This window comes from Rathayibacter agropyri, assembly GCF_013249015.1.
Lineage (GTDB): Bacteria > Actinomycetota > Actinomycetes > Actinomycetales > Microbacteriaceae > Rathayibacter > Rathayibacter agropyri.
On record NZ_JABRPL010000001.1, the window covers coordinates 297,033 to 314,101 of the forward strand.

The window sequence follows — 17,069 nt, forward strand, 5'->3', positions numbered from 1 at the left end:
CTGCTGCCTGAGCGGATGACCGTCTCGCGAGACGGGGGCGGTACGCCGCGATGCGAGCGCGTGCTCATGGTTGCGGCTTGGATCAGGGCCACGCAAGGCGTTGCGGCGAGAAGTTCCACGGGCTTTCCCTACGATGGGGAGCGTCATGACGTCACCCTCCCCCTACGCCGCCGACCTCGGCCGTCTCCTGATCGAGGAGGCCTCGGTGGACGTCGCGGGAGCGCCGACCGCGTACTGGACCTACGGATCGTCGACCGCGTCGACCGTGCTGGTTCTGGTGCACGGGTTCCGCGGTGAGCACCACGGCCTCGAGCCGGTGATCGCTCGCCTCCTGGGTGGGGGAGCGGACGTCCGGGTTGTGGCGCCCGACCTGCCGGGTTTCGGCGCTTCTCCGCCAATGACCGCGGAGCCACATGACGTTGACGGGTACGCCTCCTGGCTGAACGGGTTCCTCGACGCGCTCGGGTTGCGCGGTCTGGCTGTCGTGCTCGGCCACTCCTTTGGCTCCATCATCGCGGCGGCGGCGGTTGCAGACGGGCTGCCGACGCCGCTCCTGGTGCTGGTGAACCCCATTGGGGCGCCGGCGCTGGCGGGACCTCGCGGCGTTCTGACGCGCCTCGCCGTCCTCTACTACAGGCTTGGTGCGGTGCTGCCGCGCCCGCTCGGCGACCGCCTGCTCAGCGCCCCACCGATCGTGCGGGTGATGAGCCTGGCGATGGTGAAGACACAGGATCCGTCGCTGCGTCGGTTCGTGCACGACCAGCACGATCGCTACTTCAGCGCGTTCGCCTCGCGGGACACCGTGCTGGAGGCGTTTCGTGCCTCGGTCTCGCACGACGTTGGCGAGTACGCCTCTCGCATCGCCGTCCCGACGCAGCTGATCGCGGCGGCGCAGGACGACATCACTCCGCTCTCTGCGCAGTACCGTCTGCTCGAGCAGTTGCCCCACGGTCGACTGCACGTGATCGATGGTGTCGGTCATCTGATTCACTACGAGACGCCGGACGAGGCCGCCGCAGTCCTCCGCGCAGCCCTCGAGGAGGGGATCGACCGATGAGAATCGTCGTCGACTGCCGGTATACCCGGCTCGAGCGCCACGACGGCATCAGTAGATATACGGCCGAGCTGGTCCGTGAACTCGCGCTGCTGCACGACGTGATCATGTTGATCAGCGACCGCCGCCAGCTCACGATGCTGCCCGCGCTGCCGTGGGAGCGGGTGACCGGTCCGAGCAGCCCCTTCGAGCCGTTCGTCGCGCTGCTGGTCAACCGACTACGGCCAGATGTGGTGTTCTCGCCGATGCAGACGATGGGGTCGCTCGGCCGCCGCTACCGTCTCGTTCTCACCGTGCACGACCTCATCTACTACCGCCACCGCACGCCGCCGCGCGATCTGTCGGCGCCCGTGCGCGGACTCTGGCGCCTCTACCACCTGGCCTGGTGGCCGCAGCGCAGACTGCTCGAGCGGGCGGATGCCGTGGTGACCGTGTCGGAAACCACGCGAGATCTGATCCGCGAACACCGCCTCACGACGCGGCCCGTGGTCGTCGTGCCGAATGCGGCGACCGAGCCGGACGAGGCGAGCGCCGCACTCGCCGCGTCGCTGCCCGACCGGTCGGAGGCGCGCTCCCTGGTCTACATGGGCTCGTTCATGCCGTACAAGAACGTCGAGTCGCTGGCGCGGGCGATGCGCCTCCTGCCCGACTACGAGCTGCACCTGATGAGCCGGGCGAGCGACGAGACGGTCGAGACGCTGCGTGCGCTGGCACCGACTGCGAAGCTGGTGTTTCACCAGGGGGCTCCGGATGCGGAGTACCGTGCGGTCCTGGCACGGGCGACGGCGCTCGTCACGGCGAGCCACGACGAGGGATTCGGAATCCCGCTGGTCGAGGCGATGGCCCTCGGGACGCCGGTCGTCGTGAGCGATATCCCGATCTTCCGCGAGATCGCGCAGGATGCGGCGGTCTACGTCGATCCGTCAAGCGCCAAGGCCATTGCCGACGGCGTGCGCTTGCTCGAGGACGGCGCGGTGTGGCGCAGGCAGTCGGACCTAGCGCGCGAGCGGGCGGCGGCGTACTCGTGGCGCGACTCCGCCCGGGTGCTCTTCGGGCTGCTCGGCGATCTCAGCGGCCGCTGAGTCTTAGGTGCCCGCGGTCGGGCTGAGAACGTCATCGAGGTCGACGTCGGCGACCACGACGTCACCGGAGTCGTCACAGCCGACGACGCGCAGTGCACCGTCGACCATCGCGAAGTCGTGCCGCGAGCCGTTGCCCACCGAGATGCCGTGCGACGGCAGGTCGTCGCTGCTCAGAGCGCGGAGGAGGCTGCCGATCACGGCGCCGTGGGTGGCGACGACGACGGAGGAGCCAGGGAAGCGCTCGGCGAGTTCGAGCAGCGCTGCGGTGGCGCGCTCGACGACCTCGGCCCGAGTCTCGCAGCCGGGGACCCGCCCGCCCTCGATGCCACCGGGGAACCGCTCAGTGAGTTCGGGTCCGGTCATCCCCTCAGCGTCGCCGTAGGAGCGCTCGGCGAGACCGGGCACGGCCAGCGGCTCGTCAAGGCCGAGGCCGCGGGCGATGATCCCGCCCGTGTCGTAGGCGCGCTGGAGAGGGCTTGCGACCACGGCGTGCCAGTGCCGGTCTCCGAGGAGGCGGGCGGCTGCGCGGGCCTGCGAGCGGCCGACCGGGTTGAGGGGGATGTCGCTCCTGCCCTGGATGCGGCGGGCAGCGTTCCAGTCGGTCTGGCCGTGTCGGACGAGGGTGAACTGGGTCACGGGGGCCTCTCGGGAGGTCGGGGTCGGGCGGGTCGGAGCGGCCGTAGCGGAGTCAGAGTGCCGCGGAGTGCGGTGCGGGCAGGCGTTGGGCGAACTCCTGGAGCACTTCGCTGGTGCCGCCGTCGATCTTGATCGAGGCGCGAGAGTCACCCTTGGTGGCGCCTCTGTTGACGATGACGATCGGCATCTTCGCCCGGCGTGCGATCTCGAGGAATCGGATGCCCGAGTTCACGACCAGGGAGGATCCCGCCACGAGGAGAGCGTCGGCGCCCGCGACGATGGCGCGCGCCTCCTGAAACCGCTCGGTGGGGATGAACTCGCCGAAGAAAACGATGTCGGGCTTGAGGATTCCGCCGCACACCGTGCACGCGGGCACGGACATCGCCGAGACGTCGTGCACCTCCGCGTCGCCGTCGGGGTTGAGAGAGGAGACGCCCGGATCGTCCAGCCAGGGGTTGAGGTCCTCGATTCGCTCGGCGACCGCGTCGCGGGCGAAGTACTGGCCACAGGTCATGCAGCGCACGCGGTCGGCGGAGCCGTGCAGGTCAACGACGCGGCGGGAACCGGCCCGCACGTGCAGTCCGTCTACGTTCTGGGTGACGACGCCCGCGAGCAGGCCGCGTTCCTCCAGGCGTGCAAGCGCGCGATGCCCGGCGTTCGGGACGGTGCTCGTGAAGCGGCGCCATCCGAGCTGACTGCCCGCCCAATAGCGGCGGCGGTAGTTCGGGTCGGCGACGAACTGCGAGTACGTCATCGGGCTGCGCACCGGGGCGCCCGCACCACGGTAGTCGGGGATGCCCGAGTCGGTGCTCATGCCCGCACCGGTCACGGCGGCGATGCGTCGCCCGCTGAGGAGTTCAACGGCCTGCTCGATCGCCAGAGCCGCGGGGCCCGTGGCGACCGATGTCGGACTCGACTCCATCCGCGCCTCCTTCGACAGCCGTTCGGGCGGCCCCTGGCGAGTTTAGTCCGCGGCGTGCCCTAGATTGCCGGGATGCCGATCGTGCCCATCGACAACCTCGACCACCCCCTCCTCGCCGACTACCATCGCCTGACCGATGTGGCGCTGCGGCGGGTGCTGGAGCCGGAGGGTGGCCTCTACATCGCCGAATCGGCGAAGGTCATTGGCCGTGCGCTCGACGCAGGGCACAGGCCGAGGTCTGTCCTGGTGCAGCACAAGCGGCTACCGGACGCGGCCGCCGTGCTGGAGCGCTTTCCCGAGGTACCAGTATTCGTGGGGCCTGATCCGCTGATCGAGGAGTTGACCGGCTTCCACCTGCACCGCGGTGCGCTCGCCTCGATGCATCGTCCGCCGCTGCGACCGATGGCCGAGCTGCTCAAGGGTGCCTCGCTCGTGGTGATCCTCGAAGACCTCGTTGACCACACGAACGTCGGGGCTGTCTTCCGCGCGGCAGCCGGGATGGGCGCGGATGCCGTGCTGGTCACGCCGCGATGCGCTGATCCGCTCTACCGACGCAGCGTCCGCGTCAGCATGGGTACGGTTCTGCAGGTGCCGTGGACCCGCACACCGGAGTGGGCGCCCGCGCGGGAGACGCTGCTCGCGGCGGGCTTCTCGGTTGCCGCGCTGGCGCTCGCCCCCGACGCGGTGCCGCTCGATGAGTACGCGGCGGCGCGGCCGGAGCGCGTCGCCGTCGTGCTCGGAGCAGAGGGGGACGGGCTGAGCCGTGCAGCGCTCGACGCTTCGGACACGGTGGTGACGATCCCGATGCTGCACGGTGTCGACTCGTTGAACGTGGCCTCGGCCGGGGCCGTGGCGCTGTGGGCACTGACGCGCGGGCACTGAGGCGGCGCACCGTCAGCCGAGACCGCGACCAGATACCGCCCGTTTCGTGCCGGATCCGCAGGAAGTCCTGCGGACGGGAAGAGCCTTGATATATGTTTGCGCTAATCGACCCCCTCCCAAGCCTCTCGCAGACGCTCACATGGGAGGGGCCTTTCTCTTTCCTGGATGACCCGTGAAGCCGTGCCTGTCCGTCGCCCAGCAGGTCGACCTGCTGATCAGACGCGGGCTTATCGTCGATGACGAGTCGGACTGTGCCGCCTTTCTCACGGCGACGAACTATTACCGATTCTCCGGCTACGCCCGGTACTTCCAAAAAGCGCCGCATCTCGGCGACGACTCCTTCCGAGCGGGCACCTCGTTCCTGGAGGTCCGAGCGATCCAGGAGGCCGACGAAGCGCTCCGTTCACGATTGGCCGGACCACTCGCCCAGGTCGAGCTTGTGCTCCGCACTCATGTCGCTCGCTGCATCGCGGACCACCACGGCGCCTACGGTCGCTTCCTCCAGGCGACCTTCTACACCGACATCGGTGATCGTGAACCGACCGTCGATTCTTGCCTGCGGGATATCGACCGCAGCAAGGACCACCACATCCTGCGCTTCAGAGCCACCGTGGATAAGGGCCTCGATTACAGCGCCCTGCCCGTCTGGTCGGCGGTCGAAGCGTGGTCCTTCGGAACCCTCTCCAAGACGATCGAACGGGGAGCGCACGGTACCCTCGGCGACGTGGTCGCCTCAGGTCTCGGAGTTGGCAAGACAGGATTTTCCTACCGTGTCCGGGCACTGGTCTATCTTCGCAATCGCTGCGCTCACCACGGCCGCCTCTGGCATCACTCGGTGCTCGACGCCGGCCCCACGCCGAACAACGTGCGAGGAAAAGCGAAGAAAGCCGTCGGGCAGTTCGACCCGCGATCGGTCGTCGATATCCTCGCGTCGCTCGACGACATTATGACGCGTGCAGGGGTGTCCGCTCCTGTGCTCCCTGCACTCGCACGTCACTACGGAGTGACATCCCCATTTTGGGAAGGACTGCGACGACCACAGAGTCCGCAGGACCACACCGCTGCGTGATGACGGGTTCCGGCTGAAAGCCTTGTCGGTGAAGTGAGGCAGGAGGCGCCAGGGCTCGGCCTCAAGGAGCGTGCGGCAACGCCGCCTTACGATGACGGGATGACCTCCGTGACCCGGCCCGACGATGCGCATGAGCTGCCCGGGCACGCTGCGAGCCGGGTGGGGCGTCCGCGTCGTCGTGGGCCGCTCGTCGTGGGCGTGGTGCTCGCCACCGTTCTGGTCGGCGCAGGCGGCGCCTACGCGACGAATGCAGCGACCGCGGAGCTCCCCGCGGCGACCGCCGTTGTCGTCGAACCCGTCCCGAGCACCCTCGATACACCGGCCGTGGCCTGGCCTGCCTACGGCTCCGGCGCGGTGGCGGCCGTCGGCATCGAGGGCGCGGAGGAGGACGGGCTTCTCGCGCGCTACGGCTCCCAGGAGGTGTTGCCCACCGGGAGCATCGCCAAGGTGGTGACGGCACTGATGATCCTGGCCGCGAAACCTCTTGCCGACGGCACCGACGGTGCGACCATCACCTTCACCAGCGCCGACGTGCAGTACTACAACGAGACCCTCGCTGAGAACGGTTCGAGCGCGCCGGTGACGGACGGCCTGCGCCTGACCGAGCGGCAGGCCCTGACCGCCATGATGCTCCCCTCCGCCAACAACTATGCGAAGTCGCTCGCGATCTGGGCCTACGGCTCCGAGGCGGCGTTCCTCTCCGCCTCGCGGGCCTGGCTCGACGGGCAGGGGCTCGAGCACACCTCACTCGCTGACACGAGCGGATTGTCGCCGGCGACGGTCAGCACGACCGCCGAGATGGTGCGGCTCGGCGAGCTGCTGGTCACCGATCCCGTGTTGGCGCCGATCGTCGCGATGCCCGCCGCGACCCTCCCGGGTGTCGGGACGCTCGAGAACACGAATTCGCTCCTGGGTCGCTCCGGCATCGACGGGATCAAGACCGGCACGACCGACGAGGCCGGCTCCTGCCTGCTCTTCTCGCTGGATGCCACCGTCGAGGGGCAAGCGGTGACCCTGGTCGGCGTTGTGGTCGGGGCTCAGACGCATCCGCAGCTCGCGGCCGACGTGCTGACACTGATCCCGAGCATCGAGGCCGGGTTCCGCACCGTCCCGCTGAGCGCCGAGGGGCAGGACTACGGCAGTCTGACCAGCGCCTGGGGAGAGACGGTGACGGCGGAGACTGCCGAAGCGCGGTCGGTGCTGGTCTGGGGTGGCGTCTCCACGACCACCACCATCGCCCTGGATCCCGTCGAGATCGTCGCCGACGGCGAGCGTGTCGGAACGGCGACGATGCAGGTGAACGGCACGCCCTATGAGCTGCCGCTCGTCGCGGACGGCGCGATCGAGGATCCCGGCTTCGGCTGGCGGATCACTCACCCGGGTGAACTCTTCCGCTAGTCGCCGGGGACCTCGATCCGGACTCCGGCCGTGGCGATATCGGCGGCGACCTGCTCCGGAGTGGCGTTGCCTGGCGCCTCGCCGCCGGGAGGGGTGGCGCCGACATGCCAGAGCTGCGCCGACGGGCGTTTCGCCGTGATGAAGTCGCCGGAGGACTGGTGCCGCACTCGGCGCAGCACCCACGGCACGAGGTATTCACGGGCCCACTGCAGATCCTCCGTGCGTGCCGCGCGCCACGTACGAGCAGGTAGCGGCGCGGGAGCGAGGGGTCGCAGGTCGTTCTCGACGTTCAGAGCCTCGAGCACCATGCGAGCCACCTCGTGGTGCCCGTGCGGGTTGAGGTGCAGGCGATCGGGCGCCCACATCCGCACATCCTGAATCTCGTGGAGTGACCACTGGTCGGCGACGATGCAGTCGTACTGCCGGGCCAGCGCCCGCAGATTCTCGTTGTAAATGGCGACCTTCCCGCGGATGCGGCTGAACACGGGGGAGAAGCCGACGTCCACACCGGTGAAGAGCACCACCGTCGCTCCGTTCGAGCGCAGCCGTGCCAAGCCCGACTCGAAACGTGCCGCGATGTCGTCGGGGTCGGTGCCTGGGCGGATGACATCGTTGCCGCCGGCGGAGATCGTGATGAGGTCGGGCCGCAACTCCAGGGCCGGCTCGACCTGCTCATCGACGATTTGCTGCAGGAGGCGCCCACGAACGGCGAGGTTCGCGTAGGCGAAGTCGTCGTTTTGGCTGGCCAGAACCTCGGCCACCCGGTCGGCCCAGCCGCGGTGCCCGCCGGGGCTGGCGGGCTCGGGATCGCCGATGCCCTCGGTGAAGGAGTCGCCCAGGGCGACGTAGCGGGACCACGGATGACGCTGCTCGACCATTCCTCCATTGTGCTCCGACGTCACTTGGGGCGCCGCGGGAGGCGCGGTATGGAGCGACACGCCGGGCCTGCCGAAAGGCGCCGCGGAGGACCGTCCGCTGTCGGAGGGGTCGGCTAGATTCGATCCACGTGAGCATTCCCACGAGCTTCGGTCATCAGGTCGGCACGTCCGCCGCTGAGCACCTGTCCCCGTCGTTCCCGGGGCGGGCCCCGTGGGGTACCGCCAACAAGCTCCGGGCGTGGCAGGCCGAGGCGCTCGAGGCCTACTTCCAGCACGAGCCGCGCGACTTCCTCGCTGCAGCGACCCCGGGGGCGGGAAAGACCACATTTGCTCTGCGCCTGGCCGCGGAGCTGTTGCACAACCGTACGGTCGACCGCATCACGGTCGTCGCCCCGACAGAACACCTCAAGCGCCAGTGGGCCGAGGCCGCGCACCGCGTCGGGATCCGCCTCGACCCCACCTTCACGAACCGCATGGGCCGGCATGCCCGGCACTACCACGGGGTCGCCGTCACCTATGCGCAGGTGGCGGTTCGCGCCGAGTTGCACCGCGAGCTCACCCTGTCGGGTCGCACCCTGGTGATCCTCGACGAAGTGCACCACGCAGGTGACGCGCTCAGTTGGGGGGACGCGGTCCGCGAGGCCTTCGAGCCCGCCGTGCGTCGGCTCTCGCTGACCGGGACGCCGTTCCGTTCGGACACGGCGCCTATTCCGTTCGTCAGCTACTTGCCGGACGACGAAGGCATCCGCACCTCTCTGACGGACTACGCGTACGGCTACGGCCGTGCGCTCGCCGACGGCGTCGTGCGCCCCGTTCTCTTCATGGTGTACGCCGGCCAGATGCGCTGGAAGTCAAAGGCCGGCGACGAAATGGAGGCGCGACTCGGCGAGGGCAACACGAAAGACATCACCTCGCAGGCGTGGCGGACCGCGCTCGACCCGAAAGGCGAGTGGATCCCCTCGGTGCTGCGTGCAGCCAACACGCGTTTGACCGAGGTGCGGCGCGCAGTTCCCGACGCGGGCGGCCTCGTTATCGCGACCGACCACTACTCCGCCCGGGCTTACGCCGCGATGCTCCGCGAGATCAGTGGCGAACCGGTCACCGTCGTCCTCTCGGACGAGAAGGAGGCGAGCGAGCGGATCGAAGAGTTCGCACAGGACACCGGGCGCTGGATGGTCGCCGTGCGGATGGTGTCGGAGGGTGTCGACGTGCCGCGGCTCGCCGTGGGGGTCTATGCGACCTCGGCGTCGACTCCGCTGTACTTCGCGCAGGCGATCGGTCGGTTTGTGCGCGCCCGGCGACGCGGCGAGACCGCCTCGGTGTTCCTTCCGAACGTGCCCGGCCTGCTCGCCTTGGCCGGGTCGATGGAGGTGCAGCGCGACCACGCACTCGATTGCCGATCGTCGGAGGACGAGGAGTACCCCGAGGCCGACCTGATGGCCGACGCCGAGCGCAGCGAGAAGGCCTCGTCCGAGTTGCTCGAGGAAGGACGGTTCGAGTCGCTTGGCTCTGCCGCGACCTTCGATCGCGTCGTTTACGAGGGTTCCGAGTTCGGGATGGAGGTCGAGGTCGAGAGCGAGGAGGAGCTCGACTTCATCGGATTGCCGGGCCTGCTCGAGCCCGACCAGGTGCGCGAACTCCTGCAGAACCGGCAGCAGCGTCAGGCGAAGCGGGCAGGTGCCCGTACGGGTGCGGCGGCCCCGGCGGAGACGGCGAGCGAGATCCCGGCGCCGCTCTACCGCACCCTCAAAGAGCAACGGAGCCTGTTGAACTCGCTGGTCGGGCTGTGGGCCCGCGGGAGCGGTGAGTCGCACGGGCAGGTTCACACCGAACTGCGACGGCTGTGCGGCGGTCCGGCGGTGGCGCAAGCGAGCGTCACGCAGCTGCAGGCTCGGATCGACCTCCTGCGCCGCAGGCTCGGCTCCCACTGACGTCGGCGTAGCCGATGCACCGGGCGCGGCGCCAGCCCTCCCGGGGGGCATCGGGCCGCCCGTACTGTTCCATCGTGACCCACCGGAACGTCCTCCTCGCCCTCGCGCATTCAGGACATGCCGGACGGCTGCTCCGGCCCTCGGTCGAGACCGCCGAAGGAGGAACGTGCGATGAGCGCTGACCAGCAGGGGAATGCACGACAGCCGCTCGCTACAGTGGGCAGTCGGTCCGATGCGGAAGTGCCGGACCACCACCCCCGACGTCGGGCATCCGCAGACCGCACCTCGGCCTCTCCTGGATTGCCCGAGCATGATCCCCTGAGGAGTCTCGTGGAGACCTGGCCCGGAACCGCTTACCCGCTCGGCGCGACTTTCGATGGAAGCGGCACGAACTTCGCTCTGTTCAGCGAGATCGCCGACCGTGTCGAACTCTGCCTGTTTGATGACGACGGCATCGAAACGCGGGTGGAGATCCTGGAGTCTGATGCGTACGTCTGGCACTGCTACCTCCCGCAGGTGCAGCCCGGCCAGCGCTATGGGTTCCGGATCCACGGCCCGTACGACCCCGCGGCAGGCCATCGCTGCAACCCGAACAAGTTGCTGCTCGACCCCTATGCCAAGGCCGTAGCGGGCGAGATCGACTGGGATCAGTCGCTCTTCTCGTACACATTTGGTGACCCGGACTCCAGGAACGACGAGGATTCCGCCGCCCACATGATGATGGGCGTCGTCATCAACCCGTTCTTCGATTGGGCGGGAGATCGCCGACCGCGCACGTCGTACGACAGCACGGTGATTTACGAGGCCCATGTGAAGGGGCTGACCCGGAGCCACCCCGAGGTCCCGGAGGATCTGCGCGGCACGTATGCGGGCGTCGCCCATCCTGCGGTCATCGACCACCTCAAGCACCTCGGTATCACGGCGATCGAGCTCATGCCGGTGCACCAGTTCGTGAACGATTCGACGCTGATGGAGAAGGGCCTCTCGAACTATTGGGGCTATAACACCATCGGATTCTTCGCTCCGCAGAACACCTACGCCTCGATGGCCGGCCAAGGCCAGCAGGTGCAGGAGTTCAAGAGCATGATGAAGGCCCTCCACGCCGCCGGAATCGAGGTCATTCTCGACGTGGTCTACAACCACACGGCCGAGGGTAACCATCTCGGTCCGACCCTCTCCTTTCGCGGCATCGACAACGAGGCCTATTACCGCCTGGTCGACGACGACAAGCGTTACTACATGGATTACACGGGGACGGGCAACACCCTGAACGTCCGTCACCCGCACTCGCTCCAGCTGATCATGGACTCGTTGCGCTACTGGGTGACAGAGATGCGCGTCGATGGCTTCCGCTTCGACCTCGCTTCGGCTCTCGCACGAGAGTTCTACGACGTCGACCGGCTGTCGACCTTCTTCGAGCTGGTGCAGCAGGACCCGGTGGTCTCGCAGGTGAAGCTGATCGCGGAGCCGTGGGATGTTGGCCCAGGCGGCTACCAGGTCGGCAACTTCCCGCCGCAGTGGACTGAGTGGAACGGCAAGTACCGCGACACTGTGCGGGACTTCTGGCGCGGCGAGCCGTCGACGCTCGGCGAATTTGCCTCCCGGCTGACCGGCTCGGCGGACCTCTATGCGCGCTCGGGCCGCTATCCCGTCGCCTCCATCAACTTCGTCACGGCCCACGACGGCTTCACGTTGCGCGACCTGGTCTCGTACAACGAGAAGCACAACGACGCGAACGGCGAGAACGGCAACGACGGCGAGTCGCACAATCGCTCGTGGAACCACGGCGCCGAGGGGCCGACGGACGACCCGCACGTGCTCGCGCTGCGGGCGCGGCAGCAGCGGAACTTCCTCGCGACGATGCTGATCTCGCAGGGCGTGCCGATGATTCTGCACGGCGACGAGCTGGGCCGCACGCAGGACGGCAATAACAACACCTATGCCCAGGACAGCGAGCTGACCTGGATCGATTGGACGCATGCCGACCGGCCTCTGCTCGAGTTCACGGCGGCGCTTATTCGCCTCCGCGCCGAGCACCCGACCTTCCGTCGGATGCGCTTCTTCGACGGGCGTCCCGTGCTGCGAGGGACGGGCGAGCCGCTGCCGGACATCGTGTGGTTCACGCCGGCCGGAACCGAGATGACGCCGTCCGACTGGGATTCTGGTCTTGGCCGCTCGGTGGGCATGTATTTGAACGGAGACGGAATCCGTGAGCGCGACGAGCGTGGCCGTCCGGTGACCGACGACAGCTTCCTGCTCTACTTCAATGCCGACGACGTGGACGTGGAGTTCGCTATCCCGAGCGACGAGTACGCGCTCCAGTGGAGCGTTCTGGTCGATACGGCCGGCGCTGAGGCGGATTCGATCCCGCGCCCGGCCGGGGCGATGCTCACCGTTCAGGCGAAGTCGCTGGTCATCCTGCAGGAGCACAGCGCCCCCGAACCCGAGGTCGACCACTCGGTGGCCGCATCGCTGGCGTCGCTCGCGGCGACCTCGGCGATCCCGATCGTGACTTCGACCGGCCCCACGAGCCCCCATGCCGAGTCGACCGACTCCGCGACCGCCCCTTCGACAGGAGTGTGACGTGCGTCTGCCCGCCTCCACCTACCGCCTCCAGATCCGCTCCGCGTTCGGCCTCGATGAGGCCGCGCGCGTGGCCGACTACGTGCGGGCCCTCGGTGCCGACTGGCTGTACTTCTCGCCGCTGCTGCGGGCGGAGCCGGGCTCGGACCACGGCTACGACGTGGTCGACCACACGCAGGTCGATCCTGAGCGCGGTGGAGCGGCGGGCCTCGCACACGCCTCCCGTGCGGCACGCGCCGAGGGCCTTGGCGTGTTGATCGATATCGTGCCGAATCACATGGGAGTCGCCACGCCGAGTGAAAACTCGTGGTGGTGGGACCTGCTGAAGAACGGGCGCGCCTCGCGCTACGCCTCCGCGTTCGACGTCGATTGGGAGGCGGGCGGAGGCAGACTGCGCGTCCCGATCCTCGGCGACGGGGCGAGTGAGGGCGACAGTGACAGCGAACTCGATGCGCTCGAGGTCGTGGGCGACGAGTTGCACTATTACGAGAACCGCCTGCCGATCGCGCCGGGGACGGCTGAACCCGTCGACTCGGGTCGGGCCGTGCACGCACGGCAGAACTATGAGCTCGTCAACTGGCGTCGCGCCGACGCCGAGCTGAATTACCGCCGCTTCTTCGCAGTGAACACCCTCGCCGCCATCACGGTGGAGCGCCCCGAGGTGTTCGACGCATCGCATCGCGAGATCATCCGCTGGTTTACCGAGGGGCTCGCAGACGGTCTCCGGGTTGACCACCCGGACGGTTTGGCCGATCCGGGCGGCTATCTCGACGATCTTGCGCGTGCCATCGGTGGCGCACCGGTCTGGGTCGAGAAGATCCTCGAGGGCGACGAAGAGCTGCCGCCGCACTGGGCGACGGTTGGCACGACGGGCTATGACGCCCTCGCAGACATTGATCGCATCCTGGTCGATCCCGATGCGCGCCCCGTGCTCGAGGGGCTCGACGCGGAGATGAGCGGCGGAGGCTCTCCCGTCGCTTGGGCCGATCTGATCCACGACACTAAGCGGGGCATCGCCGATGGCATCCTCCGCTCCGAGGTGCTCCGCCTCGCGCGTCTCCTGCCCAGCATCGAGGGTGCCGATGACGCACTGGCCGAGCTTCTGGCCACCTACCCCGTCTACCGCAGCTACTTGCCCTACGGCGCGGAGCATCTCGAGCACGCCAGGATCGACGCGATCCGCCGCCGGCCCGAAATGGCCGCAACCATCGACGAGGTCGCCGCTGCGCTGGGCGAGACCGGCACTCCCGTGTCGATGCGGTTCCAGCAAACGTCGGGCATGGTCATGGCGAAGGGAGTCGAGGACACGGCGTTCTACCGCTTCAGCCGCCTCACTTCGCTGAACGAGGTCGGAGCCGACCCGGACGAGTTCGCGATCGACCTCGTCGAGTTCCACCGCCGTCAGGGCGTGCGGCAAGCGTCGTTCCCGGCGTCCCTCACGACACTCTCGACTCACGACACCAAGCGGGGCGAGGACACTCGGGCCCGGATCACGGCGCTGGCCGAGGATCCGGAGGCCTGGGCAGCGGCGCTGCGGGAGCTGCACGGTCTGGTCGGCTTCGGCGACGGTCCCGTCGAGCACCTGCTGTGGGAGGCCGTGGTCGGCACGTGGCCGGCGAGTCGTGAGCGTCTGCACGCCTACGCCGAGAAGGCGTCGCGCGAGGCCGACAGCTCGACGCACTGGACGGCTCCGAACGAGGCGTTCGAGGAGCGGATGCATGCGGCAATCGACGCCGCCTTCGACCAGCCTGCCGTGCGTCGTTTGGTGGAGGAGACAGTCGAGCGTGTCTCGGCCGCCGGCTGGTCGAACGGACTCGCGGCCAAGCTCGTGCAGATCACGGCACCCGGAATTCCCGATGTCTACCAGGGCAGCGAGCTCTGGGAGACGTCCCTCGTGGATCCGGATAATCGCCGCGAGGTCGACTTCGACCGGCGCCGTGCACTGCTCGAGCGGATCGACGGAGGCTGGAAGCCGGCGATTGACGCCGAGGGTGCGGTGAAGCTGCTCGTCACCTCCCGTGCCTTGCGGCTGCGCCGCGACCACCCGGAGTTGTTCACCCGCTACGTGGCCGTGCCGGCGATTGGCCCCGCGGCCGAGCACGCGATCGCGTTCGATCGTGGTGGGGCACTCATCGTGGCGACTCGTCTGCCCGGGGGTCTCGCCGCTCGGGGCGGCTGGGACGACACCGTCATCGTGCTCCCCGGTCACCCCGTTGAGGACGTCCTCACTGGTCGCACCTTCGCCGGCGGAGTGACGCCGGTCGCCGCGCTGCTCGTCGACTACCCGGTGGCGCTGCTCGCTCCGATCGCCTGACCGGCCGACCCGCCCTTCCGTCGTCCATCCCGACCCCTTCAGGAGACCGCCGTGACCCGCACGACTTCCTACCGCTACGCCCTGCCCTCGTCCGGGGCGACCCGCTTCGATGTGTGGGCTCCCGAAGCGTCGACCGTCGAGCTCGTGCTGGGCGCCGACTTCTCTGTCACGATGACCCGTTCCGGCGACGAGGGCTGGTGGCGTGCTCCGTCGTCGGCGCCCGAGTCGGGTGACGTCGACTACGGCTATCGGATCGACGGAAGTGGACCGTTTCCCGATCCACGGTCGCGGCGGCAGCCGAAGGGCGTGCATGAACTCTCGCGCACGTTCGATCCCGCGGGCCACGAGTGGGAGGACCAGTCGTGGACGGGTCGGGAGCTGGCGGGCGCGGTGATCTACGAGCTCCACATCGGCACTTTTACCCCGGAGGGCACTCTTGACGCCGCGGCCGGCAAGTTCGAGCACCTGCGTTCGATCGGGGTCGATTTCGTCGAGATCCTTCCGGTGAACGCTGTCAATGGCACGCACAACTGGGGTTACGACGGCGTTCTCTGGTACGCGGTGCACGAGCCGTACGGGGGACCGGAGGCGTATCAGCGGTTCGTCGATGCGGCTCACCGTGCCGGTATCGGTGTCGTGCAGGACGTCGTCTACAACCACCTCGGACCGAGCGGCAACTACCTGCCCGAGTTCGGTCCCTACCTCAAGAACGAGAAAGCCAACACCTGGGGAAGCTCGATCAACCTGGATGGCGAAGGCTCGGACGTGGTCCGCGGCTACATCATCGACAACGCGCTGATGTGGTTGCGCGACTATCACGTCGACGCCCTGCGGCTCGATGCGGTGCACGCCCTCTCGGACGAGCGCGCCGTGCACGTGCTCGAGGAGATGGCTTCGGAAGTGGCCGTGCTTTCGGCGCATGTCGGGCGTCCGCTCACGTTGATCGCGGAGTCGGACCTCAACGATCCGACGCTCATCACGCCGCGCGAGGCGGGCGGCTACGGGCTCGATGCACAGTGGAGTGACGACTTCCACCACGCGGTTCACGTTGCGCTGACCGGTGAGACGACGGGCTACTACAGGGACTTCGCACCGCTCAGTGCTCTCGGGAAGGTGCTGACGAAGGGCTTCTTCCACGATGGCACCCTCTCGACGTTCCGCGGCCGGCATCACGGACGTCCTGTCGATACGGAGCGGATGCCCACCTGGCGCCTCGTCGTCTGCAGCCAGAACCATGACCAGATCGGCAATCGCGCGATCGGCGACCGGCTGACGGCAACCCTCGACGAGGGTCGTCTCGCGATTGCGGCCGCCCTCACCCTGCTCGGCCCGTTCACCCCAATGCTCTTCATGGGCGAGGAATGGGCCGCGTCAACGCCGTGGCAGTTCTTTACCTCGCACCCGGAGAAGGACCTCGGCGAGGCCACCGCACAGGGCCGCATCGAGGAGTTCGCCAAGATGGGGTGGGATCCGGAGGTCGTGCCTGATCCGCAGGATCCCGAGACCTTTGCGTGCTCACGGCTTGACTGGTCGGAGGTGCAGGAGGGGCGCCACGCGCGCATCCTGGCCGTGTATCGCGAGTTGGCGGTGCTGCGGCATCGCTTCCCGGAACTCACCGATCCGCGGTTTGGCTCGGTACACGTCGAACTCGATGAGCAGGCGCGCTGGCTGACTCTCAGTCGCGGACGCGTCACCATCGCGATCAACGTCGGTGATTCGGCCGCTCGGGTCCCGCTACCGGAGGTGGCGGAGTCACTTCTCGGCGTGGGCGAGTACGCGGTCGAGCCCGGCGGCATCGAGGTCGCCCTCGGTGCCTCCTCGCTGCTGGTGACCCTGGGCGCCCCCGCCTGAGTGCTCATGTCGTGACCGCGCCGTACTCCGTCGCGTGCACGACGCGGACGCCCTCGTCGTGCACGAGGAGCAGGGCTCGCAGCAGGATCGCGCGTCGGTGGCAGGCTGCGGCGAGGTGCCGAGCGAGGAACCGGTCGTTTTCGCTGAGGAATGCCTGCCCTGGTCGCTCCAGTGCGAAGGCGAGTGAGCCCACGTCCTGATGGGCGACTGCCTTCGCGAGCATGGCGACGATCCGCTCGGTCTTCTGCTCGTCGGGATGCACGGGAATCCCGTCGACGGGGTAGAGGATAGGCAACTGCACTCCGGCTCGATCGAGGAAGATCGGCCAGAGCGCTCGGCGGTAGGCCGGTCCAATCAGTGACGAGACGCGATCGCGCAGCTCGCGGTCGTTGAGAAGTGGTGCGTCGAGGTGCGGGGATGGAGCGGCATGGTCGAGGGTCGTCATGGTGTCGCTTTCTCGTGGCCAGCG

Annotated in this window: 13 protein-coding genes; 9 read left to right on the forward strand and 4 right to left on the reverse strand. The window is 68.3% G+C overall.

The window, feature by feature from the left end:
- The first annotated feature begins 145 nt into the window (after positions 1 to 145).
- Both HRF29_RS01400 and HRF29_RS01405 read left to right on the forward strand, forming a co-directional pair.
- A complete protein-coding gene (locus HRF29_RS01400; RefSeq protein WP_173243562.1) occupies positions 146 to 1,057 on the forward strand; it encodes an alpha/beta fold hydrolase in 912 nt (303 codons plus the stop codon).
- Complete coding sequence (locus tag HRF29_RS01405; protein WP_173243565.1) at positions 1,054 to 2,136, forward strand: glycosyltransferase family 4 protein; 1,083 nt, start codon at positions 1,054 to 1,056, stop codon at positions 2,134 to 2,136. The genes HRF29_RS01400 and HRF29_RS01405 overlap by 4 nt, the downstream gene beginning before the upstream one ends.
- 3 nt (positions 2,137 to 2,139) lie before the next feature.
- Here HRF29_RS01405 and HRF29_RS01410 read toward each other — a convergent pair whose 3' ends face one another.
- A complete protein-coding gene (locus HRF29_RS01410; protein WP_173243568.1) occupies positions 2,140 to 2,772 on the reverse strand; it encodes a histidine phosphatase family protein in 633 nt (210 codons plus the stop codon).
- A 52-nt stretch (positions 2,773 to 2,824) separates the two neighbouring features.
- Positions 2,825 to 3,694, reverse strand: a complete 870-nt coding sequence (locus HRF29_RS01415) for a Sir2 family NAD-dependent protein deacetylase (protein ID WP_173243572.1) — start codon at positions 3,692 to 3,694, stop codon at positions 2,825 to 2,827.
- Positions 3,695 to 3,766: 72 nt separating this feature from the next.
- Between HRF29_RS01415 and HRF29_RS01420 the strand changes: the two genes are divergently transcribed.
- The 3 genes from HRF29_RS01420 to HRF29_RS01430 all read left to right on the forward strand — a co-directional run bounded on the left by HRF29_RS01420 (position 3,767) and on the right by HRF29_RS01430 (position 7,043).
- The gene (locus tag HRF29_RS01420; RefSeq protein WP_173243575.1) at positions 3,767 to 4,576 is read left to right on the forward strand and encodes a TrmH family RNA methyltransferase; all 810 of its coding nucleotides are present in this window, start codon (positions 3,767 to 3,769) and stop codon (positions 4,574 to 4,576) included.
- Positions 4,577 to 4,748: 172 nt separating this feature from the next.
- Positions 4,749 to 5,645 carry an Abi family protein gene (locus HRF29_RS01425; RefSeq protein WP_173243578.1) on the forward strand — a complete coding sequence of 299 codons (897 nt, stop codon included), beginning with the start codon at positions 4,749 to 4,751 and terminating at the stop codon, positions 5,643 to 5,645.
- A gap of 99 nt (positions 5,646 to 5,744) precedes the next feature.
- On the forward strand, positions 5,745 to 7,043 hold the full coding sequence (locus HRF29_RS01430; RefSeq protein WP_173243581.1) for a D-alanyl-D-alanine carboxypeptidase family protein: 1,299 nt from the start codon (positions 5,745 to 5,747) through the stop codon (positions 7,041 to 7,043).
- On the opposite strand, the gene HRF29_RS01435 is transcribed toward HRF29_RS01430, so the two are convergent.
- Positions 7,040 to 7,921 carry an SGNH/GDSL hydrolase family protein gene (locus tag HRF29_RS01435; protein WP_173243584.1) on the reverse strand — a complete coding sequence of 294 codons (882 nt, stop codon included), beginning with the start codon at positions 7,919 to 7,921 and terminating at the stop codon, positions 7,040 to 7,042. The genes HRF29_RS01430 and HRF29_RS01435 overlap by 4 nt on opposite strands.
- A 128-nt stretch (positions 7,922 to 8,049) precedes the next feature.
- Here HRF29_RS01435 and HRF29_RS01440 point away from each other — a divergent pair, with 128 nt between their 5' ends.
- The 4 genes from HRF29_RS01440 to treZ all read left to right on the forward strand — a co-directional run bounded on the left by HRF29_RS01440 (position 8,050) and on the right by treZ (position 16,600).
- Positions 8,050 to 9,852, forward strand: coding sequence for a DEAD/DEAH box helicase (locus HRF29_RS01440; protein WP_343043600.1), 1,803 nt, complete (start codon positions 8,050 to 8,052; stop codon positions 9,850 to 9,852).
- 330 nt (positions 9,853 to 10,182) lie between these two features.
- Positions 10,183 to 12,435 (forward strand): glycogen debranching protein GlgX, encoded by a 2,253-nt coding sequence (gene glgX, locus HRF29_RS01445; RefSeq protein WP_343043601.1) that lies wholly within the window; start codon positions 10,183 to 10,185, stop codon positions 12,433 to 12,435.
- 1 nt (position 12,436) lies between these two features.
- Positions 12,437 to 14,749, forward strand: a complete 2,313-nt coding sequence (gene treY, locus HRF29_RS01450; RefSeq protein WP_173243590.1) for a malto-oligosyltrehalose synthase — start codon at positions 12,437 to 12,439, stop codon at positions 14,747 to 14,749.
- A gap of 51 nt (positions 14,750 to 14,800) precedes the next feature.
- Positions 14,801 to 16,600 (forward strand): malto-oligosyltrehalose trehalohydrolase, encoded by a 1,800-nt coding sequence (gene treZ / locus HRF29_RS01455; RefSeq protein ID WP_343043602.1) that lies wholly within the window; start codon positions 14,801 to 14,803, stop codon positions 16,598 to 16,600.
- Positions 16,601 to 16,604: 4 nt separating this feature from the next.
- Here treZ and HRF29_RS01460 read toward each other — a convergent pair whose 3' ends face one another.
- Positions 16,605 to 17,045, reverse strand: coding sequence for a hypothetical protein (locus tag HRF29_RS01460; protein WP_173243594.1), 441 nt, complete (start codon positions 17,043 to 17,045; stop codon positions 16,605 to 16,607).
- Between the last annotated feature and the right edge of the window lie 24 nt (positions 17,046 to 17,069).